23 protein-coding genes are annotated in these 23,892 nt (G+C 48.0%); 16 read left to right on the top strand and 7 right to left on the bottom strand.

Features of this window, described 5'->3' with window-relative positions:
- Positions 1–34 precede the first annotated feature (34 nt).
- The 4 genes from G3M70_02880 to G3M70_02895 all read left to right on the top strand — a co-directional run bounded on the left by G3M70_02880 (position 35) and on the right by G3M70_02895 (position 3,777).
- A complete protein-coding gene (locus tag G3M70_02880) occupies positions 35–1,894 on the top strand; it encodes a c-type cytochrome (GenBank protein ID QPJ60886.1) in 1,860 nt (619 codons plus the stop codon).
- A gap of 474 nt (positions 1,895–2,368) precedes the next feature.
- The gene (locus tag G3M70_02885; protein ID QPJ60887.1) at positions 2,369–2,653 is read left to right on the top strand and encodes a GIY-YIG nuclease family protein; all 285 of its coding nucleotides are present in this window, start codon (positions 2,369–2,371) and stop codon (positions 2,651–2,653) included.
- 277 nt (positions 2,654–2,930) lie between these two features.
- Complete coding sequence (locus tag G3M70_02890; GenBank protein ID QPJ60888.1) at positions 2,931–3,215, top strand: GIY-YIG nuclease family protein; 285 nt, start codon at positions 2,931–2,933, stop codon at positions 3,213–3,215.
- A gap of 277 nt (positions 3,216–3,492) precedes the next feature.
- Entirely contained in the window at positions 3,493–3,777 is a 285-nt protein-coding gene (locus tag G3M70_02895; GenBank protein ID QPJ60889.1) for a GIY-YIG nuclease family protein, read from the top strand.
- A gap of 436 nt (positions 3,778–4,213) precedes the next feature.
- Here the strand turns inward: G3M70_02895 and G3M70_02900 are convergent, their stop codons facing one another.
- From G3M70_02900 to rimO, 3 genes are all read right to left on the bottom strand, one after another.
- Positions 4,214–5,188: a hypothetical protein gene (locus G3M70_02900; GenBank protein ID QPJ60890.1), complete on the bottom strand. Its 975-nt coding sequence runs from the start codon at positions 5,186–5,188 to the stop codon at positions 4,214–4,216.
- A 157-nt stretch (positions 5,189–5,345) separates the two neighbouring features.
- Complete coding sequence (locus tag G3M70_02905; protein QPJ60891.1) at positions 5,346–6,443, bottom strand: ATP-dependent 6-phosphofructokinase; 1,098 nt, start codon at positions 6,441–6,443, stop codon at positions 5,346–5,348.
- Positions 6,433–7,761 carry a 30S ribosomal protein S12 methylthiotransferase RimO gene (gene rimO, locus G3M70_02910; protein ID QPJ60892.1) on the bottom strand — a complete coding sequence of 443 codons (1,329 nt, stop codon included), beginning with the start codon at positions 7,759–7,761 and terminating at the stop codon, positions 6,433–6,435. The genes G3M70_02905 and rimO overlap by 11 nt, the downstream gene beginning before the upstream one ends.
- A gap of 224 nt (positions 7,762–7,985) precedes the next feature.
- Between rimO and G3M70_02915 the strand changes: the two genes are divergently transcribed.
- From G3M70_02915 to G3M70_02930, 4 genes are all read left to right on the top strand, one after another.
- Complete coding sequence (locus G3M70_02915; protein ID QPJ60893.1) at positions 7,986–8,951, top strand: DUF560 domain-containing protein; 966 nt, start codon at positions 7,986–7,988, stop codon at positions 8,949–8,951.
- Positions 8,952–8,980: 29 nt separating this feature from the next.
- Positions 8,981–9,559 carry a hypothetical protein gene (locus G3M70_02920; protein ID QPJ60894.1) on the top strand — a complete coding sequence of 193 codons (579 nt, stop codon included), beginning with the start codon at positions 8,981–8,983 and terminating at the stop codon, positions 9,557–9,559.
- Between the two features lie 149 nt (positions 9,560–9,708).
- Positions 9,709–10,287, top strand: a complete 579-nt coding sequence (locus tag G3M70_02925; GenBank protein QPJ60895.1) for a hypothetical protein — start codon at positions 9,709–9,711, stop codon at positions 10,285–10,287.
- A 38-nt stretch (positions 10,288–10,325) separates the two neighbouring features.
- Positions 10,326–10,973 carry a hypothetical protein gene (locus tag G3M70_02930; GenBank protein ID QPJ60896.1) on the top strand — a complete coding sequence of 216 codons (648 nt, stop codon included), beginning with the start codon at positions 10,326–10,328 and terminating at the stop codon, positions 10,971–10,973.
- A 160-nt stretch (positions 10,974–11,133) separates the two neighbouring features.
- On the opposite strand, the gene G3M70_02935 is transcribed toward G3M70_02930, so the two are convergent.
- The gene (locus G3M70_02935; protein ID QPJ60897.1) at positions 11,134–11,880 is read right to left on the bottom strand and encodes a FecR domain-containing protein; all 747 of its coding nucleotides are present in this window, start codon (positions 11,878–11,880) and stop codon (positions 11,134–11,136) included.
- Between the two features lie 174 nt (positions 11,881–12,054).
- Here G3M70_02935 and G3M70_02940 point away from each other — a divergent pair, with 174 nt between their 5' ends.
- The gene (locus G3M70_02940) at positions 12,055–14,409 is read left to right on the top strand and encodes an adenylate/guanylate cyclase domain-containing protein (GenBank protein ID QPJ60898.1); all 2,355 of its coding nucleotides are present in this window, start codon (positions 12,055–12,057) and stop codon (positions 14,407–14,409) included.
- A 34-nt stretch (positions 14,410–14,443) separates the two neighbouring features.
- Here the strand turns inward: G3M70_02940 and G3M70_02945 are convergent, their stop codons facing one another.
- Entirely contained in the window at positions 14,444–15,055 is a 612-nt protein-coding gene (locus G3M70_02945; protein QPJ60899.1) for an ABC transporter substrate-binding protein, read from the bottom strand.
- A gap of 170 nt (positions 15,056–15,225) precedes the next feature.
- On the opposite strand from G3M70_02945, the gene G3M70_02950 reads away from it, so the two are divergent.
- The 6 genes from G3M70_02950 to G3M70_02975 all read left to right on the top strand — a co-directional run bounded on the left by G3M70_02950 (position 15,226) and on the right by G3M70_02975 (position 21,020).
- Positions 15,226–15,978 carry a tetratricopeptide repeat protein gene (locus tag G3M70_02950; GenBank protein QPJ60900.1) on the top strand — a complete coding sequence of 251 codons (753 nt, stop codon included), beginning with the start codon at positions 15,226–15,228 and terminating at the stop codon, positions 15,976–15,978.
- 4 nt (positions 15,979–15,982) lie between these two features.
- Positions 15,983–17,674, top strand: coding sequence for a DNA repair protein RecN (gene recN / locus G3M70_02955; GenBank protein ID QPJ60901.1), 1,692 nt, complete (start codon positions 15,983–15,985; stop codon positions 17,672–17,674).
- 144 nt (positions 17,675–17,818) lie between these two features.
- A complete protein-coding gene (locus tag G3M70_02960; protein ID QPJ60902.1) occupies positions 17,819–19,564 on the top strand; it encodes a tetratricopeptide repeat protein in 1,746 nt (581 codons plus the stop codon).
- A 42-nt stretch (positions 19,565–19,606) separates the two neighbouring features.
- The gene (locus G3M70_02965; GenBank protein ID QPJ60903.1) at positions 19,607–20,044 is read left to right on the top strand and encodes a hypothetical protein; all 438 of its coding nucleotides are present in this window, start codon (positions 19,607–19,609) and stop codon (positions 20,042–20,044) included.
- Positions 20,045–20,226: 182 nt separating this feature from the next.
- Complete coding sequence (locus G3M70_02970) at positions 20,227–20,514, top strand: coiled coil domain-containing protein (protein ID QPJ60904.1); 288 nt, start codon at positions 20,227–20,229, stop codon at positions 20,512–20,514.
- A 65-nt stretch (positions 20,515–20,579) separates the two neighbouring features.
- Positions 20,580–21,020 carry a hypothetical protein gene (locus G3M70_02975; GenBank protein QPJ60905.1) on the top strand — a complete coding sequence of 147 codons (441 nt, stop codon included), beginning with the start codon at positions 20,580–20,582 and terminating at the stop codon, positions 21,018–21,020.
- Between the two features lie 39 nt (positions 21,021–21,059).
- Here the strand turns inward: G3M70_02975 and gpmA are convergent, their stop codons facing one another.
- Positions 21,060–21,812, bottom strand: a complete 753-nt coding sequence (gene gpmA / locus G3M70_02980; GenBank protein ID QPJ60906.1) for a 2,3-diphosphoglycerate-dependent phosphoglycerate mutase — start codon at positions 21,810–21,812, stop codon at positions 21,060–21,062.
- Positions 21,813–22,019: 207 nt separating this feature from the next.
- On the opposite strand from gpmA, the gene G3M70_02985 reads away from it, so the two are divergent.
- Complete coding sequence (locus G3M70_02985; GenBank protein ID QPJ60907.1) at positions 22,020–22,985, top strand: HD domain-containing protein; 966 nt, start codon at positions 22,020–22,022, stop codon at positions 22,983–22,985.
- Positions 22,986–23,126: 141 nt separating this feature from the next.
- On the opposite strand, the gene G3M70_02990 is transcribed toward G3M70_02985, so the two are convergent.
- Positions 23,127–23,891 carry a hypothetical protein gene (locus G3M70_02990; protein QPJ60908.1) on the bottom strand — a complete coding sequence of 255 codons (765 nt, stop codon included), beginning with the start codon at positions 23,889–23,891 and terminating at the stop codon, positions 23,127–23,129.
- Between the last annotated feature and the right edge of the window lies 1 nt (position 23,892).

Genomic DNA, 23,892 nt, shown 5'->3' on the forward strand with positions numbered 1-23,892 from the left:
GGTTTTCTTCCCCGCGCACATAGAGGAACCCGAAATGATCACGCTGCCGCACGCTCCTTCATTAAAGGGACACACTTGGCTGGTTCTTCTCGCCATTCTGCTGCTTTTTCCAAACATTGCCGCCGCACACAGTGAAGATGCCGGCCAACACGACCTCAACAAACTCGAGCCCAAACCCGAAGGCATGATTGAGTTTGAAAACAAGGCCCCCGGCTCGGAGTACGCCGCCGACCAGGAAGAAGAGAGCGGCCCCGACCTGTCTCAAGGCCTGCATCTGGATGATGCCTTTTTCACACGCGGTGCACATAAGGAAGGCATGAAGATCAAACCCATGACCAAAGGACAGGCGCTGCTCGCTCGTGGTCGAAACATCTTCCTCCATATGTGCGTGTACTGCCACGGCAAAGACGGCAACGGCGGCGGCACGGCAACCGATTATCTCTACCCCTGGCCACGCGATTTTCGAAAAGGCATTTTCAAATTCCGGTCAACACCCACGGGTACCCTGCCCCGCGATGAAGACATCTATCGCACGATAGTGAAGGGTGTCCCCGGCACTTCCATGCCTGCCTGGAAAGACGCGCTTTCGCCACAGGACACCTGGGCACTGGTCAACCTCATCAAAAGTTTTTCACCACGCTTCCGCCACGAACCCGCAGGCAAGCCGGTCGAGGTCAACCCCATTCCATCCAGCCCGAAACTGATCGAACGCGGCAAAGCCCTGTTCACCAAACATAAATGCGTCGACTGTCACGGCGAATCTCTTAAAGGAGATGGCAAACACGCCTCCTCCCTGATGGACGCCTGGAAACACGCCGTGTTCGTCCACGATCTGACCCAGCCCAATACCATTAAATCAGGACATTCACCGGAAGAATTATTCCGTACATTGAGTACGGGTCTCGACGGCACACCGATGGAATCTTTCTCGCACCTGCCGGCTGAAGACCGCTGGGCACTGGTACATTACGTCCGTTCAAAATTCCAGAATGATTATCAGGTTGCCGGCTATGAAACCGACCTGTTCAGCCATTATATCGACCAGCAGATCCTGCCTGAACCCGGCAGCAAGGTCTGGAACAACGTCGAAGGCATCGACCTCCACCTGCGTCCTTTATCCGCACGGCGTGGCGCAGTGGAAATCATTAACGTTGCCTCTGTCAACAACGGTGAGACCATCGCCTTCCGCCTGAAGTGGAAAGATCCTACCAAGGACGGTTTCGTCGAAAACCGGGGCGATGTTTTCCGCGATGGCGTTGCCATCCAGGTAGCGCTGGGTGCGGTGACCCTGCACACGCACGGACACAACGAACCGTTTTTCGGGATGGGCAATCGTGGGAAACCGGTTAACATCTGGCACTGGAAAGCGGGACTCGAAGAAACGCTGGAGGCCTCAGAAGAATCCGAGTACTCAACCGGCGGTGTCGATATGGACGCCCTCATCTTCGGTGGCATCATGTCAAACCCCATCTCGCGGCTCAACAATACTTCTGAAACCCAGGTGGAAGAACTCAACTCTGAAGGGTTCGGCACCATCACACCACAGCGACCCGAACTGCAAAACGTGGAAGGGTTCGGTGAATGGAAAGATGGGGAATGGACCGTCGTGTTCACCCGCCAAATGGATTCAACCAGTAAATGGGACGCCAAGTTTATCGACCGCATCGATCCCGCCCTGATCGCTTTCGCCGTATGGGATGGTAACCAGGAAGATCGCAATGGACGCAAGGTCATCAGTGTGTGGCAACGGTTGCACGTACTGAAAGAAGGCATGACCGAAGCCCAGGCCCTTGCCAAAAAATCTTCCAGTGGTGGGCATGGAGGTCATGGCGGCCACGGGGGGCATAGTGGCCACGGCGAACACATGGATCACGGAGCCATGGATCACCACTAGGATGTTGCAATTGGCTGGCTTGAACTGTCTTGGGTAGATTTATTTTTAAGTGCTTCGCAAAAGTTTTTGCTGTTACCCTTGCGATGAGCGCCCACTAAGACTAGTGGTCGGATTGCGAAAACTGGTTTCAAAAGATTTATCTTTAAAAACATCATTAATTTTTTATTTGGGATCCGTTCGGCTAGTCACTAAACCCTCAGACAACTTTAAAAAACCTTCGAGGCGAGATTCTTCGCCTACGGCTCAGAATGACAGGATAGTATTGTTTGTTTTTTATTTTTAGGATTTCTTAGGCTGACACCGAAACCCTGAAGGCTAAAAAGATATTGGCAATGCGTAAGGTTTTTGAACTGGGGAAAATGCAACTCGTAAAAACATCGTAAAACTCCGAGCCACAAAATACTACCGCATGTCATTCTGATGAGCCGTCAGGCGAAGAAGAATCTCGCCCTGGATTTTGAATTTCTAAACTAGATGAAAGAATACTTTGTTTACATCCTCACCAATGCTTCGGGCAATTTATATACTGGCGTAACAAACAACCTCGAACGGCGAATAGCTGAACACCGGTCTGGCGACATGTCAGGGTTTGCCCGTCGCTACCAAATGGGACGCCTGGTTTATTTTGAAAAAAGCAATGAAGTAAAGTCTGCTATCGCCCGGGAAAAACAGGTCAAAGGCTGGTTGCGCAAAAAGAAGGTCGAGTTGATTGAATCAGAAAATCCCGATTGGCGAGATTTAAGTGAAGGCTGGCATTAAAACAAAAACCCTCGAGGCGAGATTCTTCGTCACCCTTCGGGTTCCTCAGAATGACAGACTGGTATTGTTTGAATTTCAAAGTAATTATTGATTGGTTTGCAATAAACCCGGCGGGCCGAAAAAATTAAGACATTGCGTAAGGTTTTTGGATCGGAGAAAAGATACAATTCTAAAGAACACCAAAAAATTTCCAAGCCCCTGAAAACTACCATATGTCATTCTGATGAGCAGTCAGGCGAAGAAGAATCTCGCCTTGGATTTTGAATTTCTAAACTAGATGAAAGAATACTTTGTTTACATCCTCACCAATGCTTCGGGCAATTTATATACTGGCGTAACAAACAACCTCGAACGGCGAATAGCTGAACACCGGTCTGGCGACATGTCAGGGTTTGCCCGTCGCTACCAAATGGGACGCCTGGTTTATTTTGAAAAAAGCAATGAAGTAAAGTCTGCTATCGCCCGGGAAAAACAGGTCAAAGGCTGGTTGCGCAAAAAGAAGGTCGAGTTGATTGAATCAGAAAATCCCGATTGGCGAGATTTAAGTGAAGGCTGGCATTAAAACAAAAACCCTCGAGGCGAGATTCTTCGTCACCCTTCGGGTTCCTCAGAATGACAGACTGGTATTGTTTGAATTTCAAAGTAATTATTGATTGGTTTGCAATAAACCCGGCGGGCCGAAAAAATTAAGACATTGCGTAAGGTTTTTGGATCGGAGAAAAGATACAATTCTAAAGAACACCAAAAAATTTCCAAGCCCCTGAAAACTACCATATGTCATTCTGATGAGCAGTCAGGCGAAGAAGAATCTCGCCTTGGATTTTGAATTTCTAAACTAGATGAAAGAATACTTTGTTTACATCCTCACCAATGCTTCGGGCAATTTATATACTGGCGTAACAAACAACCTCGAACGGCGAATAGCTGAACACCGGTCTGGCGACATGTCAGGGTTTGCCCGTCGCTACCAAATGGGACGCCTGGTTTATTTTGAAAAAAGCAATGAAGTAAAGTCTGCTATCGCCCGGGAAAAACAGGTCAAAGGCTGGTTGCGCAAAAAGAAGGTCGAGTTGATTGAATCAGAAAATCCCGATTGGCGAGATTTAAGTGAAGGCTGGCATTAAAACAAAAACCCTCGAGGCGAGATTCTTCGTCACCCTTCGGGTTCCTCAGAATGACAATATAGAGTCGTTGTTTTTTCTCAGGTATTTATCTGGCAAACATTTATTCCCAATTCATTAGAAATGATAATAGCGTTGCCTAAAGTCTTTAGGTTTGGAAAATGATTAAACCTGTAAAAACATCAATAAATATTCAAGCCTCTGAAAACCATTGCATGTCATTCTGATGAGCCGTCAGGCGAAGAAGAATCTCGCCCTGGATTTTGACTTGACCTAATTTGGAAAAAAGCAGTGCCTTCTTCTTTATTTTTTTTTAAAATTATATTTTTAGCTAGAAAGTTGTAAGCGACTTCACATTATTCAGGTCATTAATTCTTTTCCTACCACCAAGAATCTATCACACACCGGCGTATCCAATCCTTATTAACGGAATGTTTATTCAGGGAGCAGTTGGAATGGTAATGATAGCAACTTCGCCCGTGATAAGATTTGTTATGGTAACAGTGGTCACCCCGGTTCCTTGAGAAATCACAATAGTGTTACCGCCCGCTTGACTAGTTCCCGGGTGAAATGTATCTCCTGTTTTTTTAAACCGTTCAAAAAAATTTTTTAAAACCCTTAAACTTTCCTTGGCTTTCAAAATATTTATTTGTCTTAATGCACTACCCACAATTGTGGACCCCAAAAACAAATTATTAGCCGGGTCGTCCTCGCGGTGACGCTTCATTATAGATTTTTCTGAACCGAAATAATAACGCACTCCCATCATGGCATGCTCATAATCATTTTTCGCCCCGGCAAGATTGGCGAATACTGAGAGTCCGGGAGCGATGCCAAGATCGGGTTGCCACTCCGCCTCAATGTATCCAAGGCTGGTGTCCCAGGCATGCTGGAATCCCGCCTGCAACATAAAATATTCTGTAATGTAGGCGGAGAAGCTAACCCCGCCATAACCGGAATTGGGAACATTGTCACCACTTTGCCAACCAGCATTCGCGGCAAAGGTGAAGTCGCCCCAATAGTATTCACCCTCGGTCCCAGCCCGGTGCATAACTCCAATATCGAAATCCGTGTAATTGTAGGTGCCGCCTAGAAGTCCCTTTTCGGGATCCCGCCAGAACATATGAAGACCACCCGCCGCCGTTTCCAGAGTGTTGAACTTCCCACCCAGTGCATCAAGCTGAACACCAAATTTTTTCAGCTTCGGCAAAGGCAATGCAATACTGGCCGCACCACCACCCGAAGCGTTGTCGTTGGCCGCGCCGCCAAAACCCTCAATTTTTCCGTTTATCGAGGACACGGCAGGGCCTTCGGCTTGGACGCTTCCCGCAAAAGTAAAGAGAACTCCTGCGATCAACAGGGTCTTAAAAAACCGCTTGAAAGAATGGGAGCTGGAATCGGCTTCAACATGCATGGTTTAGGGCAACCTTTTTGGATATAGAGATAAATTATCGGAAAACCATAGCACAAATGTAAATCTAATTCAAGTCACAGAGGCGACGGGCAACCGCTAACCTGATAGCAATAGTTTTGAACCACATGTCCGAAAGGTTTCCCAGTTGGCCGGGGGCCTAGCACCGGCCGAGAGAAATACCGATAGATTCGGCGCAGCGCACGAGCTGGTGGTCAGCTGGTACCGTGCGGACTTTTCCGGCGATGTCTTCGAGGGGAATGAGGTCAATGGCGAGGGAATTGAGGACGACCAGTTTACCGAAGTCCCCTTCAGCCGCAGCAACCACCGCACGTTGTCCAAGTCTCGTTCCTAATAATCTGTCGAATGAAGTCGGTGTGCCTCCGCGTTGGACGTGTCCGAGTACGGTGCAGCGGACTTCCAGGTCGATATTCTGGCCGAGGCGACTGGCGATGTAGTTTCCAACTCCCCCCAATTGGGCAACTCCTTGCAGGCGCGTAGCGGCAGCTTGCGAGATAATCTGTTCACCACCTTTTTCGCGTGCCCCCTCCCCCACCACCACGATTGAAAAGGGACTACCGCCTTCTGCACGTAGTCGGATTTTCTTTTCAACTTCGGCGAGGTCGTAGGGAATTTCAGGAATTAAAATGATATGGGCACCGCCCGAAATACCCGCCTCCAGTGCAATCCATCCGGCGTTACGGCCCATCACTTCCAGGATCATCACCCGATCGTGGCTTTTGCCTGTTGTCGTCAACCGGTCGAGTGCATCCACCGCAACCTGCACAGCAGTCTGGAAACCAAAGGTGTAGTCCGTGCCCTCCAGGTCGTTATCGATGGTCTTGGGGATCCCGATCACCGGGCAGCCAGCCTGATGCAGTTTGAAACCGATCTCCTGTGTTCCTTCACCGCCAACCACAAACAGGCAATCGAGTCCCAACTTGTGAAAGTTATCGACGCAGTCTTGCGAGCGGTCGACGGTTTCGATGCTGCCATCGTCCTGCACTTGCCGGTAGGCAAAAGGATCTCCCTTGTTTGTGGTGCCAAGCAGGGTACCGCCCAGAGGGAGGATGTCTCGAGTGGCCCGGATGGTGAGTGGTTGCGTCCGATTTTCGATGAGGCCTTCGAAGCCATCTTCGATGCCGATCACCTGGCAATTGTATTCAATGATTGCGGCACGTGTGACGGCCCGGATGACCGCGTTGAGCCCGGAGCAATCGCCGCCACCGGTCAGAATACCAACACGTTTAAGGGCCATGCTCTTCCTTGGGGGAGGCGATAAAATCGTAATCAAGAGTTCCGGTTATTTTAAGAGGCACAATCGTTCCCGGTTCCGCATCGCAGCTTTCGACAATCACCTGCCCGTCTATATCCGGGCCCTGTGTGGAAAGCCGACCGGTGAGGAGGCTGTCGTCATCGAGCCCTTCGATCAGAACTGGCTGGACGGATCCAATCTTTTCCGCGTTTTTATCTTTGATCAGGGCCAACTGGGTTTCCATCAGAGTGTCCCGCCGCTGCTCCGCTATTTCTTTGGGGACGCGGTCAGCATAGTCGAACGCGGTTGTGCCCTCTTCGTCCGAATAAACAAAGATACCGAGATGATCGAATGCAAACTCTTTAATAAACTGGTGCATGTGTTCAAAATGCTCATCCGTCTCACCTGGAAACCCGGTGATAAATGTGGTGCGCAGTGCTACACCCGGGATACGTTTCCGCAATTGTTCCAGCATTTTTCGAACACCCGCTTCGCGTTCCTGCCTCTTCATATGGCCCAGCATAAAATCGTGCGTGTGTTGCAGAGGGATATCCATGTAAGGAACCACTTTTTCCAGGCTGGCAACGGCATCCATCAGGCGTTCCGTTACCATTGTGGGGTAACAGTAGAACAGCCGGATCCAATCGACGCCTTCAACTCCGTTGATCTGCTCCAACAGGTCGATCAACCCCTCCTTGAGCCTTAGGTCATAACCGTACAGCGTGGTGTCCTGTGAGACCAGGTTGATTTCGCGTACCCCATTTTGTGCCAGCAGGTTGACCTCTTTCAAGATAGATTCTGGTGAGCGACTTTGTATGGGCCCTCTCAGTTTGGGGATAATGCAGAAGGCACACTGGTTGGAGCACCCTTCCGCAATTTTGACATAGGCGGTGAAATCCGGGGTGGTCTGGACGCGCTGTCCGTAGTTTTCAAAATACACAGCAGGTTCGTGCGTGAGGTTACGCTTTCCATCCCTGTTGTTCAGCAGGGTTTTTAAAAGGGGATATTGTTTGGTCCCGAGCAGGTGGTCGATTTCTGGAATTTCCTTGAGCAATTCTTCCGGATGACGCTCCGCCAGGCAGCCGGTGACGATGAGCTTCTGGCAAGAACCGTTTTCCTTATGGTCTGCCATTTCCAGAATGGTCTCAATAGACTCTTTCACCGAAGCCTGTAAAAACCCACAGGTATTGATAATCAGGACTTCGGCCTCCTCCTGTTCCGGGGTCATCTCGTATCCGTTGAGGGCGAGGTCCCCCAAAAGCGATTCTGTGTCCACCAGGTTTTTGGGGCAACCCAGGCTAACCATTCCAATTTTCTTCATTTAATTGACATTCCGATCCAAAAAACAGGTCTTAAAAAGGGTTTTAATCATACACCAAAGGGTTCAAAAGCCGAAACTGCGAAATCCCTTTTAAACAAAGAAGGTCCGACTCATGCTGTAGCAGGAATCACTACAAAAACGCTAGAAATACCTTGACTTAAGCATGTTTTTCTGGAAAATAGTTGCACTTTCAATATTGTGTATAAGAGGAAAATAACTCAATCATGTCGAAAGAAAAAACCAACTCCGGCCGGAATTACCTGTTTGTTGTCGCGATTGCTCTGCTCCTGTTACCCACCCATGTTTTTGGGCAGGTTTCAGTCAATAAAGGAGGGAAATCCTGGAAGCTTCAATTGAAGTCCCAGTTTCTCCATGACGATAACGTCGCACAGAACCCAGACAAACCACCGGTTCTGGCAAACCCCGACTCCGACAATGGTTGGAACGGTAGTGCAGCGTTCAATTACACCCACAAGTTCAACAACAAATTCAGCCTGGCAGGGGATATTGATATTGATGCCACAATTTATTCCGACCTTGGTCAATACGACCTGATCGCATTCATGGGCGGGATCAAACCCAAATACAAGTTTAGCGAAAATATGTTTGTCGACATGCAGTATTTTTATATGCGCAATATTGCCGGCGGAAATGATTTCAGTGGCGTTAATTACCTCAATCCCAGCTTCAATTACCTGCACAAGAAATTCGGTCTCACCCGCGTTCATTACTTTTTCAAAAACACAGACAACTTCGTGAATCAGGCTCGTGACGGCGACCAGCATGGGGGCGGTCTCACCCACATTTATCTGATCCCGAACAGCCGCCACTACATTGGTGCCGGATACCAGATCTCAGATGAAGACACGGTTGGACGTTTCGACCGCACCATCCACGACTTCAAGGTTTTGGGACGCATCGTGCTCCCGATGGATATCGAGTTAAACGGAGAATATAAGTTTTCCTATCGTGAATATGACACTTTCGCCGCAACCACGGTGGGTGCTATTCGTGATGACGAACAGCACAACTTCCGATTCCGGTTTCGCAAGGTTCTGTGGGATACCCTCGGGATGCTCAACAAGGTAACTGCTCGGATTGATTACCATCACCAGAACAATGAATCAAACTTCCTGGTTCGTGACTACCACAGCAACCGCTTTATGGGCGGTCTCGAAGCCCGATTCTAATCACTCCTACTTAAAAACCGGAAAGAACGATGATGAAACGCTCAAACCAGAAAACCCGTTACACCAGTCTTCTTGTTATTTTTCTTGCAGCCGTCTGGGCTGTGGTCACCATACTGCCCACTCAACTCCCTGCTCAGGACATTGACGATGTTATCCAGGGGCTTGATCAGGATTTCAGTTTTGGTGGTAAAGAGGAAGTCAAACAAAGTAACAAGGCAGTAGCAAACGAACAAAACCGGGAAGATATCCAGATTGTAGCCAAAGAAATGTTGGATGCCGCGGCTGCGCACACCAATGTTATTATTACCTACAATGCGATCATTGACCCCAGTAATATTACGGTTAACTCTGTTGCGGATGGAATCACCACTCTTCCCGTAGGTGAAACTTTAAACGTAGTGGGATCTGGAGTTGTCGGAGCAACTATCGTTACAGGCATCAACCCCGGGTTGGTCAATACTCCGTTATATATTAGCCTGACCTGCAACACCGCCCCAAACTGTAATGTGAGCTTCTCAGTCGGTGGAGGAATCACATGTCCTCTCGTCACTACTGGCCCCTTTGCAAATGGTTCAACCCAGACTTTTACGGCCACCTGTTCGACCTGAGAATAGAGGGCAAACCATCCACATCACCTGAAATGTAATTTTTTATCCAGGTGGTGATAGTTTGTGAAGTTAGGGTTGGCCTGTTTCAGGAAACCAGTTGAACAAAGACACCCCTCTATACGTTTTCTTTTCGTCCAAGTAAAAACTATATGAAACTTTTAAAAAAGAAAAAATACCTTGCTGCCGCCTTGCTGTTTGGCCTTGGAGTTATGCTGACAGTTCTTCCAGTCCAGCTTCCAGCACAGGACATTGACGATGTTATTGAAGGCCTTGATCAGGATTTCAGCTTTGGCGGCAAACAGGATATTAAACAGGATAACGTTGCTACTGCCAACGAACAAAATCGAGAAGACATCAAGATTCAGGAAAACGAGGCTGCGCATGCAGATGCCCCAACGGTTACCGGAAATCTGAATATCACTTTTGCTGCAGGACCTCCTACCAACGAGTTCACACTGAACAGCTTGATCGTTGATGGAACAAACGTTCCAGTGAATATAGCGGGGATTAACATCCCAGGAGGAACTGTCGCGGTACCCATCTCAAATGTCACAGTCCCGTCGGGAGTAAACTTTACTCTGGGTTTGTCACTTACCTGTACAATGGGCCCCTGTAACGCCACCTTGACTCTGTCTGGAGTGATTAATTGCACCCTGGCAACCGGGACTATCCCGACAACAATGACATCTACAGTCTCCACGACTTGTAGCACACTGGTAGCACCCTAAATTCCAAAAGTAGATTTTTAATTAGCCGTGGACTATTAATGGCATCCCGAAATACTTCTGGATTTGCAGGTTGTGCTGCCTACCCTTCCAAAAACCCACCTGAAATTTTTCAACTCGAACATCTCTTTCGCATTCTGATCACGGCACTTGTTGCTGGATTACTTCTGTTTGCTGGCCCCATTCATGCCCAGGACATTGACGATGTCATGGAAGGACTGGATCAGGATTTCAAGTTCGGCGGGAAAGAAGACATCAAGCAAAACAATAAAACCACAACCAATGAAGCCCTGCGCGAAGACACGGCTATCTCCAATTCCCAGCCGGGGCAGGTCGATGTCTTGTTTTTTGTCCACGAATATATTATGGGAGCCAATGAAATTTCGATAAATGTATCGGGTATCACACCTTCGTTTTCATTTGATGAAGGGAGCTATCAGTTTAATCTGGGATCATTTCCCGCTAACTCTACCCGCTCTCTGAAAATCACCTGTAATAACGGGCCATGTGAATTCTATGTATTCATATTCAAGGGAGCTCTTTTTTCACCATCCCAGTTGGAGGACACTGGACCAACTCCACTTATCCTCTCCGATGGCCAGATGACCACCCTTGACTTTAAGGTAAACAAAGACAACACCGGCGAGATCAGGCCTTTGCCCTCATTACCTCTACCGACCCCATCATAAATCGATTGGCCAGAAACCATAATAAAGGCCGTTGAAGCTTCCACCCCGGAGCTTTCCCAAAGCAATGTTTTTTCCATCCAACTCATTAATTCACAAAAAAACCCGCCACCCCTGGTGAGGGTGACGGGTTGGAAAACTGTTGGCGATTGCAGATTTCAGTTTAGTGCATATCCATGTCCATTTCGTTTTCAATGGCGTTCTGGATAATGTCTTCTTTAATCGACTCCTGAATTTCTTCCTTTATATCCGTTTTAATTGACTCGAGCAGGTCATCGAGGATATCAAACATCGCGATTTCTTCAGGTGACAAATCCTGAGGATCACCCGGCGGTTGACCACCCTGAACCGTGCTCTTTTTCAAGTCGGCGACCAACACCTTTTGCTGAGCAGCATCGACTTCTACCTTTCCCTCTTTAACCATAAAAGTGTCCTGAGAAGCGGTCTCAGCCGACCAGACGGTACCTTTGACACCCGCCGTCGCGGTTCGTGTCTGTACCTCGTAGGTCGACCCTTCGGTGAGTTTGTTCACCACATTGAATATTTTTCCGGCAGCCAGTTTGAGTTTGGTGGTACTCTTGTCCTCTTCCAGGCGGGTATCGCCAAGAGTAACATCCGTATTCGGCATGACACGTACCACATCACCCCTGATATAAATGATATCAGCCCGGGAATTTGCACCGAGGGTCTTGATGGTGGAATTGACAAAAAGGGCCATTCCATCTCTGCCTTTTTTCCCGCGGTTGGAACCAGCCTCAAAAACCCGCACATTGCCCTGAACTTTGCTCAGAGTGGCCGCTTTCTGGGCTAACGCAACCCCTTCCTGAATCAGGAAAAAGCTCAGGACAAGAAACGGGAAAACAGTGAAGGACCAAAACCGGTTGCGGATTGCTTTAGAATAGGGTCTCATAGTTTCGACGGTTGAATGGTTAGTCAATATGAACTAAATATCTCAACTAAATTCTGTGATTTTTCGAGCCGTTCGAGCAAGCAACTTGCACACAGTTTTCTGTTCGGCAAATTCCTGTTGGCTCTTGAGTGATCGTGTCTGAACCATCTGATTTTTAACTGACATCATTAGGTTATGCAAATTAAAGAACGATTGCAAAGCTTTTTAAAACTGACACCAGCCAAAGCCGGGTTGCTGGTCACCCTGGGGATGTGCCTGCTCGTCCTTACCAAGCCATATGCACTGGAAATCCTCGAGTTACAGATGATTGACCTCCGCTTCAAAGCTCGTGGCCCCTTAAACCCCGGCCCAGAAGTCGTTATTGCCGTGGTCGACGAAAAAAGTCAGGACGCTTTGGGAAGATGGCCCTGGCCACGCTCTATCATGGCAAAGTTGATCAACAAACTGACCGAGTATAACGCTTACACCATTGGATTCGACATGGTGTTCTCCGAAAGTGGGGAAGATGTTTACAACCAGGCAGTCCAGCTAATTGAACAACAGGCGGAATCGGGGGAACTGACTCCGGAAGCTGCTGCCAAACTTCGTAAAAACTTTGAAAATCAAAAAACCGGCGATGAACTGTTTGCGGAATCTTTAAAAAATCACGGCAACACCATTTTGGGTATGCTCTTCCATGATCCTGAAGACATCAAACACCTGAGCGGAGAACAAATGGCCAAGGGGCTTAAAAATATTGAACGCTTCCGTTATAAGGATTTTGAAATCACTGATCCACAAAACATGGAAATGCTTGAAAGAGAGTTTTCTCGCCCGGCAGTGGAAGATAATCTCCCCATATTCGCCAGATCGGCTTACCAGGCGGGTTATTTCAACCTGACTCCCGATGATGACGGAATCATGCGGCACTACCCGTTAATCATGAAAGCAGGAGGATATTACTACGCGCCCTTTTGGCTGCACATGATTGCCAATTACCTCAATAAACCAAACCCCAAATTTTATTTTGATCAAAATGATAACCTGCAAATTGTGGCAGGGGACCTTGAAATCCCTGTCGACAATCGCGGAAGGTTTCTCATCAACTATTACGGACGCGCTCAAACCTTCACACACCATCCGATATCAGACATTCTTGAAGGTAAAGTTTCCCCGGATGATATTGACAGCAATATCGTTCTCATTGGAGCAACAGGCAAGGGTATTTTCGATCTGAGAGCTACACCCTTTGAACGTGTTTACCCCGGAGTTGAGATCAATGCCACCATCATTGACAACATCCTTCACAGTAGATTCCTTGAACCGCCTCCCTGGGGCAAAACGTTTACTTTCGGGGTGATCCTTCTTCTAGGCCTTATCCTCACTCCGCTTCTCGATAGACTAAGTGCTGTGGGTGGGTTTTTCCTGACCGTGGGTTTTCTCGTCGGATACTATTTCATCAACCTGCAGTTTTTCATGGGATCTCCATTGATCAACCAGGCCGCAGGGATGTTTATAAAATATGATCTGATTGAAAGAGCCTACCTGCTGAATCTGGTGTACCCGTCATTCGAAATCGCAATGGTTTACCTCAGCATGACGGCAATCAATTATTTCCGCGAAAGCAAACAGAAGCAGTTTATTCGTGGAGCATTCGGCCAGTACCTTTCCCCGACTGTTGTCAAACGTCTGGTAGACGATCCCAACCTGCTAGCCCTGGGCGGCGACCAGAAACGCATGACCGCGTTTTTCTCAGATGTTGCAGGCTTCTCGGGAATATCAGAACATCTCACACCGCAGCAACTGGTTGAACTGTTAAACGAATACCTGTCGGCGATGGAAGGCATTATCGAAAGACATGAAGGCATCATCGACAAGTACGAGGGCGATGCCATCATCGCCTTCTGGGGTGCCCCCATCACCCGGCCGGACCACGCCTTACTGGCCTGTCGGGCTTCTCTTGAAATGCAAGCCACCCTTAAGGTCATGAGGGAAAAGTGGCGTGAAGAAAACCGGGATGAGCTCACCGTTCGAATCGGACTCAACACCGGCCGTATGGTTGTTGGCAACATGGGCTCGTCCAACCGAATGGATTACACCATCATGGGAGATTCGGTGAATCTGGCTTCCCGCCTGGAGGGAGTTAACAAAGTTTACGGGACCAACATCATGATCAGCCAGTTCACTTATGAAGACATCAAGGGAGAACTGGAGTGCCGGGAACTCGACCTGATCCGGGTGGTAGGCAAAGCTGAACCGGTTGCTATCTATGAAGTCCTGGGCGAAAGGGGAACGCTTGACGAAAATTTAGTACAAGGAATTGAACTGTTTCATGAGGGACTGGCTTGCTACCGGAAAAAGGATTGGAACCGGGCTATTGAAACGTTTCATCAGGTGATCGACATCATTCCAGGAGACCAACCCTCACAAACTTTTATTGAACGCTGCAAAGAGTTCACATCAGGTCCCAAAGTTGCAAGACGCGCGGAAGACAAAGCACGGGTTTTGCCGGACGATTGGGACGGCGTTTTCCAGATGACATCAAAATAACGCGCGGATTTTATTCAGGTGGGAATGTGAAAGGTTACCCTTTCGCTTCTTCAAGTTTCTTCAACATGCGCCGCACCAGTTCAGGATAGTTTTTCTTCTTTAGAACTTTGTAGAATTGTGTGCGCAGATTGCTTCGCATGGAAACCCCGTCAAGGACCACGTCCACAACCCGCCAGCGCTGGCTGTTCTTTTTCAGAACAAAATCGATCTGGACCTCACCCTCTTCTTTATGAGTCACCGTAAGCGGAACTGTCGCGATCCCTTTTTTCTCTTTGGTCTCGCCATATTCCAGTTTCAATTCGCTGAAAAACTTGGCTGAATTTGGAAAGGCCACCCATTCAAACAACTCACCAAGGATTGTCACAAACTTCCCTTGTTCCTGTTCAGTCCTCTTGTCCCAGTATTTCCCAAGAGTTTTCTGGCTGACCAGTTCGACATCAAGAATGGTCACAGCTTTTTCTGAATTCTTCTTATTGGCCGTCTGCTGCTTGTCTGTCAGCTTGTCCCCATTTTCAATCTTCTGGATCGTGTTGAGGAGCGTCTTTACGGTTTCCAACGGAGAAAGGGAATCTCCCATCGACCAGGCGGGAGTGGTTAACAGGGTCAGGGCAATGAGCACAGGGAGCCAGAATCGTGTCAGTTTCATAGAATGGGGTGTGTTAGATTGAAAGAGATTTTCCAGTTTACGAAGAGATGATATTTCAGGTAACATCAACTTAGGTTCTTATTATAACTCAGTTTACTTTTGAATAGGACCTTGGGTCAACCCAGTGTAAGCTCCTGTTAAATAAAAGTTTCCGAAGAGCAAACAATTCTATGCGACCCAATTTACGAAAAATACTTCCCCTATTGGTCGTAGCGGGAGTTGCAATCCTGATAGCGTATACCCCAGCTTCAGCCATGATTTGTAATCTCTATAAGGGGAAATCCAGCCTGGACGATTTGCAATATCACAAAGTCCGGTTTCTACAGGTAATCAAAAAGGCTCCGGATGATATTCAATCATACTGCCAGCTATCCCATATTCATTACAAAATTGCCGGTAAGGTTCGCGAACAATTTCAGGAATTGGAATACGAGAAATGCATCGAATACGCCGATGCCGCTATTGCCCGAAACCCTAAAGCGGGAACAGCCTATTTTATGAAAGCCCTTTGTCTTGGTAAACGTGGGGAATTGAATGGAGTCTGGTCGAGCCTCAAAATTCTGGACCATTTTGAATTTAACATGAAGCGGGCAGTGGAACTGAATCCCAGTCTCGACGGAGGCGGACCCTACCGCGCGTTAGGTCGTTTTTATTTTCAACTTCCGGGACTTCTGGGAGGCAGCCTTAAAAACGCTATCCAGTACCTCGAGAAAGCCATGACTTATGATCCTGAAAACTGGGAAAACCTGCTTTTCCTGGGAGAAGCCTATATTGAGGATGACCGTCCTCAACAGGCTCGTCCCCTTCTGGCGCGGTTCATGAAAGTAACTCTCAACAGAACCCAGGACCCAAAAGTAGAAGCCAGAAGAAAACATGTGCAGGAACTGATCCGGGAAATCCAGGAAGAAACAGGCACCCCCTGACCCGATGCTCGAAGAAATCCGCATCAAACATTTTGCCATTATCGACCAGCTTGAGGTAGGTTTTCATCCAGGTCTCAACGTGTTGACAGGTGAAACAGGAGCTGGCAAATCCATCATCATTGGAGCGCTCAATCTGGTTGTCGGGGGACGCGCCGATACGGATAGCATTCGTACTGGTCAGGATTCTGCCACGGTGGAAGCGGTGTTCCAAATTGACGACCCGGAAACCGTGGCGTGGGCGCAGGACCTGGGCATTGAACCCGAAGAAGGCCGCCTGATTGTCCGCCGGGTGTTGTCACAAAAAGATAAGAACCGCGTATTCCTGAATGGCATCTCTGTAACGGTCTCACAACTCACCGAACTTGGGCGGCGACTCGTCGACATCCACGGCCAACACGATCACCAGTCCCTGTTTCATCCCGAAACCCACGTTGAACTTCTGGACCGGTTTGGTGGTCTCGAACAATCGCGCAACGAATTTGATGAAGCCTTCCGTCTTCATCAGGGGCTCGCGAGTAAACTGAAACAAATCGAAAAAAACCAGAGCCACCGCCTGCAGCGGCAGGACCTTTTAAAATTCCAGATAGGAGAAATTGATTCCGCCGGCCTGCACGTGGATGAGGAGGAGGAACTTTCTACTGAGAAAAATAAACTGCGCCACGCAGAAACCCTTCACAGAGCAATGGATCAGGCACTGAACGCCTTGTCCGAAACTCCCGGTTCTGTCCTCGAAGTTTTAGGACAGATCCGTCGCGACCTCGAACCGTTGCCGGAAATAGACCCGCAACTGTCCAGCCTGGATGAACGCAGCAACAATGCCTTCTATGAAGCCGAAGCCCTGGCCGAAGAAGTCCGGGATTACCTGAAAAGTATCGAATTCAATCCGGAACGCCTTGAAGAAATTGAAGACCGGCTGGCTGAAATCAATGGTTTGAAACGAAAATACGGAATCGATATTCCCTCCATCCTGGAATACCGGGAAACGATCGGTGAAGAACTGGATAGCCTGTCCTTGTCGGAAGAACAAGTCGGAGATCTGAAAAAGGAATTAAAGCAGGCTGAATCTGTATTAGCCAAAATGGCCTGCAAACTTGCAGAAGATCGCGAACAGGCAGCAGCCAAACTAAAAAAAGGAGCAGAAAAAGAGCTTAAGGACCTTGAGATGAAAAATGTCGTGTTTGAAGTCCGGTTCGATTATCCGACCGACCCAAACAGCTTCGTTAAATTCAGGAAAGAGCCCGTCCGCCTCAACCCAAACGGACTCGGAATGCTGGAGTTCATGTTTTCCCCCAACCCGGGCGAAACCCCAAAACCTCTTGCCAAAATCGCATCAGGTGGTGAGATCAGCCGGGTCATGCTCGCCTTGAAATCGATTTTGCAGAAGCAGAGCAAAGTTCCAGTGATGGTCTTCGATGAAGTCGACGCAGGAATCAGCGGCAAGGTGGCGGAAAAAGTCGGGGCCAAGCTCAAAAAAATCTCAAAGGACCGACAGGTATTTTGCATCACACACCTTCCTCAAATTGCAGGACTGGGTGGTACTCATTTCCGGGTCCACAAAACCGTTGCCGACAAAAGAACACAATCAACCATCCAGGAACTCGACTACGACCAGCGGGTGGAGGAAATTGCCCGCATGTCCGGCGGAGAAAAAATCACAAAAGCAACGTTGGAACATGCCAAAGAAATGATAAAATAGGTTTGAATTTATCAGGTGATGGTTTCACCTGAATCACTGAATCAGCTTTTCGTTTTCCTCCCGCAACATCTGCTTTAATAAAAAGTCCTGCACACCCGAACCAACCAGAACATTCCATCAACCCTCCCTCGGAGAACCTTCCCCATGAACGCCCGAGCTCTCTTCATCGCGTTGAGCTTTGCCTTGCTCCTGGTTTCCAGCGCATTCGCTGCCGCATCATCTGAACAAAAAGCCCGGCAATTGGTCGAAAAGGGTACAACGCTTCTCGACAAAGGTGAATACAAACGGGCACTGGACGAATTTAACCGGGCCATCAGTGCCGATCCTTACAATGTTGGTGCCCGTGTCCACATGAGCGATGCATATGTTGCGCTCAACTCCCAGAAGGATGCCATCAGTGTTTTAAAGGAAGCGCTCAGCATAGAACCGAAAAACCCGGCAGCCCACCTCAAGCTTGGCAAGTTACTCCACCTGCTCAGCCGTTACAGTGACGCTGTCAGGGAATTCAATCAGGCATCGCAACTGCTTCCTCGTTCCTCGGAAGCCTGGTACGGGCTTGGGGAAAGCCTCGTCCAAATGGGCAATATCGAATCCGGTCTCGAAGCCCTGTTAAAAGCCGAAGCCCTCGAGCCCGGAAGGCCCGGATTGCAGGAAGCACTCGGAAAGGCCTATGGAAAATCCGGTGAGCATGAAAAGGCAGCCAACGCACTCAAACGCGCGGTGACATCGACACCTGACTCACCTCAGGCCCACTACAACCTGAGTGTCGCCTACGTGATGCTTAAACAGTATGAAGAAGCCGTTCACCACGCGCAACAGGCAGTTTCTCTCAACCCTGAGTACGATCTCGCCTTCAACAACCTCGGCCTGGCTCATCGCCAACTGGATCATAAGGGCGCCGCTGTGGAAGCTTTTTCAAAAGCGGTACGACTCAACCCTAAAAACCTGCTGGCCCGTTATAACCTCGGCAACCTGTTACTGGACCAGAAACAGCTGGTGAAAGCTGCACAAGAGTTTCAGGCCATCGTTGAATTGGAACCGGAGCTTCCCGAAGCGCACTACAAACTCGGCCTTACTTTTCTGAAAGGGAAAAATCCGGAACTCGCCGCGCGGTCTTTTGAAAAAGCACTGGAGCTGAATCCTTCACTTTCAGATGCCAAAAAAGGACTACTCTCCGCTCGTGATATGTCGCGAGGGAATGCACCCGATACTCAAATAGCAAAAAATGATGGACCCGCTGCTCCAGGAAAAACCAAAGTCCCACAGGAACCTGAAAGGGCAAAAAAGATCGAGCCCGCTACCCCAGCCAAATCAGAAGGCGCTTCCAGGAAAACGGAGATTGTAAGATCCGAAACACCCCCTAGAGCAAAACCTTTTGTCGCAAAAAGGAAGCCCGCAAAAACACAATCTGCGAAAGACCTGTTGTCAAAAGGGAAACAGCTTGAATCTGAGGGAAAGCTTGAAGAAGCGAGGAAAACCTATGCGGCAGCGGCGAAAAACGATCCCGGAAATGCGGAAGCGCATATGAACCTGGGTGTCCTGCTTGAAATGCTGGGCCGCCCCGAAAAAGCATTGACCGCTTTTGAGATGGTTGTGAAACTGTCACCCCGTGCTGCAGGAGCCTGGTACAACCTGGGTCGAACACAGGCCTCCTTAGGTCATGCCAGCGATGCAGTGCAAAGTTTTTCAAAAGCTGTTGAGATCAACCCGGACTACGCCGAGGCGCATCTTGGACTCGGGTTGATGTACGATCAGATTGAGGACGGGAAAAAAGCCATCTCACATACCAAAGGTGCTCACCGCCTGTTTCAGGCCACAAACCGGAAAGATCTCGCCAGGATGGCCCAAAAAAGCCTCAACGACCTGCAAATTAAATATGAAAATGAATGATATCTCAATCGGCGTTTAGATCTCTTTCACACATCCGGGGATATGTTGTTAATTGAAAATAAAATAGAAATCAACGCTCCCAAAGAGCGGGTGTGGCAGGTAACCGTTGATGTCGAAGCATGGCCAAAATGGTCATCCGCTATGAAACATATCCAGCGCGAAGACGCAGGTGAATTCAAGTTGGGAAGCAGTGCCCTCATCAAACAGGAAGGAATGCCTCAAACACGATGGACGGTGACAGACTTGAGTACCGGAAACCATTTCACCTGGAAGGGCAAAGCCCTGGGAACCGACATGACCGCCACTCATATCCTCACCCCGGCAAATGACTGCACCGTCACCAGCGTTCTTAGAATTGAGCTGGAAGGTTTGCTGATCACCTTGTTGGGTCCCATCATAAATTTGCTGGTAGCAAAAAGTTTAAAAGCGGAGAATCAGGGACTAAAGCAATTTTGTGAATCCCTCAAACCCCTTTCCTGAAAATTTTCCGAATACTTTCTTTCATAGAAAATATTATTCCTGTTTAAATTAATCTCAAATAAATGTTAGTCTCAAAGTATCTACTTTTTTAGTCCTTGCGTAAAACTCTGGGACGCAATAGCTATCTAGTTAATTTCAAAAAATAATCAGACTCTTCCAAAAGGTCTGGGAAGGAATACATAATGAGTCAGAAAGAAGCTTATCAGGAAAAGTTAAAAGCCCAATTGGACGAGTGGTCCGCTGATTTAGATAAACTGAAAGCCAAAGCAGAAAAGGCGGAAGCCGGATTAAAAATTGAATATCAGAATGAGATTGAACAGCTTCGAGCAAAAAAAGAAAACGTGGAACAAAAGTTGAGTGAACTCAAAAATGCCAGTGAAGATGCCTGGGAAGACATCAAGGCAGGCATTGAAACCTCCTGGGATTCTCTAGGCCAGGCCATCAAATCAGCAGTCTCCCGATTTAAATAATCAACGGGATTCCTAATTTAAGAGGCTCTAACACTTTTTGAGAGAACCCAATGAATATTAATCATATGAAAAAATTCGTATTCCTGATGACAGGAACTCTGGTCATTGGTATGTCATCAATCTGTCTTGCCGGTTCCTCTTTTGACGATGTTAAAAAGGAAACAAAGGAATTGATGGAAGCGATAAAAGGTTACAGTGCCGATCAACGCGATGCATTGATTGAAAAATCAAAAGTCGCCCTGGACAAAATGGATCAGCGAATTGATGCATTGGAAAAACGGATCGATAAAAACTGGGACAGCATGAAAGAAACAGCTCGTGAAAAATCCCGAGAAAACCTAAAAATTCTGCGCAAGCAGAGGGTCCTTTTGGCGGAACGTTATGGTAGTTTAAAAAACAGTGCTGGTAATGCCTGGGACCACATGAAAAAAGGTTTTTCAGATTCCTATTCCGCCTTTCACAAAGCCTGGGAAAAAGCAGAAAAAGAATTCCAGGCCGGAAAATAAAAAAAGCAGGTAGCCGACATAGAATGATTACTCACTTTTTTAACCGGTTTTCGACTGGGCCTGTTTGGCGACCGCTTCGGCGGCTTTCGCTACAGCTTCGGGGTCTCCCAGGTAATAATGTTTGATCGGTTTTAAATTCTTATCCAGTTCATAAACCAGTGGAATACCGGTCGGGACGTTGAGTTCGGTAATGTCGGCCTCGCTGATGTTATCCAGATGCTGGATCAACGCCCGCAGACTGTTACCGTGTGCACATATGAGGACCCGCTTGCCCGCTTTGATGTCCGGCGCAATCGTTTCCAACCAGTAAGGAACCATCCGCGCCACGGTTTCTTTCAGTGACTCCGTGCAGGGCCGTTGCTCAGGCTTGAGTTCGGCATAACGCGGGTCGTTATTCGGATGGCGTTCGTCGTCTTCCTCCAATGGAGGTGGCGGGATGTCGTAACTGCGCCGCCAGATCTTGACCTGATCGGCTCCATGCTTTTCTGCAGTTTCTGCTTTATTGAGTCCCTGCAAAGCTCCGTAATGGCGTTCGTTCAGTTTCCAGCACCGGATTACCGGAATCCACATCAGGTCCATTTCATCCAGGGTAATCCACAGAGTACGTATCGCACGTTTGAGGACGGAGGTATAAGCGATATCGAAACCATAACCACCCTCTTTAAGCAGTTTGGCTCCGGCCTGTGCTTCCCCGATTCCCTGTTCTGTTAAATCCACATCCTTCCAGCCGGTGAACCGGTTTTCCAGATTCCAGACACTCTGACCATGCCGCATCAACACCAGTTTGTACATGGGACCGCCCTTTCTTAACTATAACGAAATAAAGTTTGCAGGCACTTCGACCGCTTCTGCCGCCATGTTAAAAAAAATACCGGATTTTGTCGAGAAAAGGCTGGTAAAAGTTGACGAAATTGTCAATTGAGGCAAAATATGTGGCCTGTTAATCTAAAGAAAAGTTTTTACGCCCCCCAAACAGATGGCCCGGGAGCCACTGCATTTATGTCAGATACAATTGAACATTATTTCAAGCCTATCAACCACACGTTTCTGGATAAAACATGGGTCGAGGGTTTCACTATCTATTACAAATCCTGGGAGGGGAAAAAAGTAAGTTATCTCACCTTCGCTGAATACACACCGCGGGATTACACACGCCTGCAAAAAATTATGAAGGAAGGCGACCGCCAGGAATTTTATATACATGAAAACGATCTGATCCGTTATTACAGACAGTGCGTCATGGTCCGCCTTCGAGAAAAAATTGAAAAAGAAAATCCAAATTCACTGGAGCTGGTGCGCCGCACCTACCCGGTCATTCGCAGAATCCTGAGTGACTATCTGGACTTTAAAATTTCTTCCAGAATGTTCCGCGCTTTGGATGAATTACCGGATATTCTGTGCCCCGTGTTTAAGAATAACTCCATCCCTTTTCCTGCGTTGGCCGGGATCACCTTTAAAGACGGCAAGATCGAAACCCATTGCACGAATATCGGGATGTACAGTCTATATTTCGGAAAGATACTCGATTTTAATGAAAAGGAGTTGAGAGAAATTTTCCTGGGTGGATTGTTTTCCGACATCGGGAAAAAAGATTTTCCAGAGCACCTCGAATCGAAAAAAGAATTGAGCAATGAAGACTGGTCGGTGATCCGCAAACACCCGTCCAGCGGCCGCAAAACTCTGAACGATATGAAATGTTATTCGGAAAATATTTTGCGCATGGTAGCCGAACACCACGAGAACTTTGATGGCTCCGGTTATCCCTTCGGCCTGACCAATGAGAAGATCTCTCTCAACGGTCGCATTGCCAGAATTCTGGATGTGTTCAATTCAATGACCTGCGAAAGGCCTTACCGCAAACCCGCCAAGGTGGTGGAAACTCTCACCGAAATCAAAGACCATATGGAAGGACACTTCGACCCCCGCCTCCTCACCGCACTCTTCAAATCCTTCACCCACTCTTAACAGAGTGGCGGCGGACCTACGCTCAAAACAATTACATGAATGAAAAAATATGGAATATTTTACAAGATGGCAAAATTGTCGGAATTGATGGGGAAATGCCCGGGAATATAATTTTGGAAAATAAATTTTAACTTTAAGGAACTACTTTTTCTTTTTGCGGGAGGACTTTTTTAAAATCTCTTTGAGTGCCGCTTGAACCCCGTCAGACTGGAGAGGCAGCTCAGCCTTGATGATCTCTCTTACCTTTCGGTGTTGCCCCGCATTGGCAGTGAGGGAAAACCGCGCCGCGCTCGATACCAGATACTTTTCCATTTCTTTTTTATTCTGGCCCCAGGGCAAAGTCGAAATCACACGACGCACCGGGTCAGGCGAACCCGTCGCCATAAACTGACCCCACAACGCATCGAGAATCCACTCACCTTTTTCAAGAGGCAATTCGATCAAAGGGCGCGGATCATTTTTGGTAAGGAAAGCAAAGTTTTTTGCCAGTTGAGGATGAGCGGAAAACAGGTTATCCACTCGTTCACGCGCATCATCCAGCCCCGAATACCACAAGCCAAAAACAACCACACCCAGATGTTGTTCTTTCACACCATCAAGGCTCCGGATTATCGCATTGACTCTACCTGGATTCTGCTGAAATACACCGGAAAGAAATCCGAAGACCGGAGATATCGCATTTTTCTTATCAAGAACACCGGATGCACTCATGTATCTTATTGCGGTTGCAACTTTTCCAGGAGACGGTTTCAGATAGTAGGTTTTCATCCAGCGTTTGACATGACCTGGCGATTTAAACCGAGGTGCCGCCTGCGCCGTATTGACCCAAATCAAAACAGCGATTAAACCGAAGATTATTTTTAAGCCAGTGAATTTCGAATGAACATTTTGACTTTTTTGACGCATT

Source organism: Candidatus Nitronauta litoralis, from assembly GCA_015698285.1.
Lineage (GTDB): Bacteria > Nitrospinota > Nitrospinia > Nitrospinales > Nitrospinaceae > Nitronauta > Nitronauta litoralis.

Coding starts and splice junctions, on each gene's coding strand:
- G3M70_02880 (QPJ60886.1), top strand. CDS start 35: ATGATCACGCTGCCGCACGCTCCTTCATTAAAGGGACACACTTGGCTG.
- recN (QPJ60901.1), top strand. CDS start 15,983: ATGCTCGAAGAAATCCGCATCAAACATTTTGCCATTATCGACCAGCTT.
- gpmA (QPJ60906.1), bottom strand. CDS start 21,812: ATGTACAAACTGGTGTTGATGCGGCATGGTCAGAGTGTCTGGAATCTG.
- G3M70_02945 (QPJ60899.1), bottom strand. CDS start 15,055: ATGAAACTGACACGATTCTGGCTCCCTGTGCTCATTGCCCTGACCCTG.
- G3M70_02920 (QPJ60894.1), top strand. CDS start 8,981: ATGATGAAACGCTCAAACCAGAAAACCCGTTACACCAGTCTTCTTGTT.
- G3M70_02905 (QPJ60891.1), bottom strand. CDS start 6,443: ATGGCCCTTAAACGTGTTGGTATTCTGACCGGTGGCGGCGATTGCTCC.
- G3M70_02915 (QPJ60893.1), top strand. CDS start 7,986: ATGTCGAAAGAAAAAACCAACTCCGGCCGGAATTACCTGTTTGTTGTC.
- G3M70_02975 (QPJ60905.1), top strand. CDS start 20,580: ATGAAAAAATTCGTATTCCTGATGACAGGAACTCTGGTCATTGGTATG.
- G3M70_02960 (QPJ60902.1), top strand. CDS start 17,819: ATGAACGCCCGAGCTCTCTTCATCGCGTTGAGCTTTGCCTTGCTCCTG.
- G3M70_02900 (QPJ60890.1), bottom strand. CDS start 5,188: ATGCATGTTGAAGCCGATTCCAGCTCCCATTCTTTCAAGCGGTTTTTT.
- G3M70_02965 (QPJ60903.1), top strand. CDS start 19,607: ATGTTGTTAATTGAAAATAAAATAGAAATCAACGCTCCCAAAGAGCGG.
- G3M70_02950 (QPJ60900.1), top strand. CDS start 15,226: ATGCGACCCAATTTACGAAAAATACTTCCCCTATTGGTCGTAGCGGGA.
- G3M70_02925 (QPJ60895.1), top strand. CDS start 9,709: ATGAAACTTTTAAAAAAGAAAAAATACCTTGCTGCCGCCTTGCTGTTT.
- G3M70_02895 (QPJ60889.1), top strand. CDS start 3,493: ATGAAAGAATACTTTGTTTACATCCTCACCAATGCTTCGGGCAATTTA.
- G3M70_02940 (QPJ60898.1), top strand. CDS start 12,055: ATGCAAATTAAAGAACGATTGCAAAGCTTTTTAAAACTGACACCAGCC.
- G3M70_02985 (QPJ60907.1), top strand. CDS start 22,020: ATGTCAGATACAATTGAACATTATTTCAAGCCTATCAACCACACGTTT.
- G3M70_02990 (QPJ60908.1), bottom strand. CDS start 23,891: ATGCGTCAAAAAAGTCAAAATGTTCATTCGAAATTCACTGGCTTAAAA.
- rimO (QPJ60892.1), bottom strand. CDS start 7,761: ATGAAGAAAATTGGAATGGTTAGCCTGGGTTGCCCCAAAAACCTGGTG.
- G3M70_02890 (QPJ60888.1), top strand. CDS start 2,931: ATGAAAGAATACTTTGTTTACATCCTCACCAATGCTTCGGGCAATTTA.
- G3M70_02970 (QPJ60904.1), top strand. CDS start 20,227: ATGAGTCAGAAAGAAGCTTATCAGGAAAAGTTAAAAGCCCAATTGGAC.
- G3M70_02930 (QPJ60896.1), top strand. CDS start 10,326: ATGGCATCCCGAAATACTTCTGGATTTGCAGGTTGTGCTGCCTACCCT.
- G3M70_02935 (QPJ60897.1), bottom strand. CDS start 11,880: ATGAGACCCTATTCTAAAGCAATCCGCAACCGGTTTTGGTCCTTCACT.
- G3M70_02885 (QPJ60887.1), top strand. CDS start 2,369: ATGAAAGAATACTTTGTTTACATCCTCACCAATGCTTCGGGCAATTTA.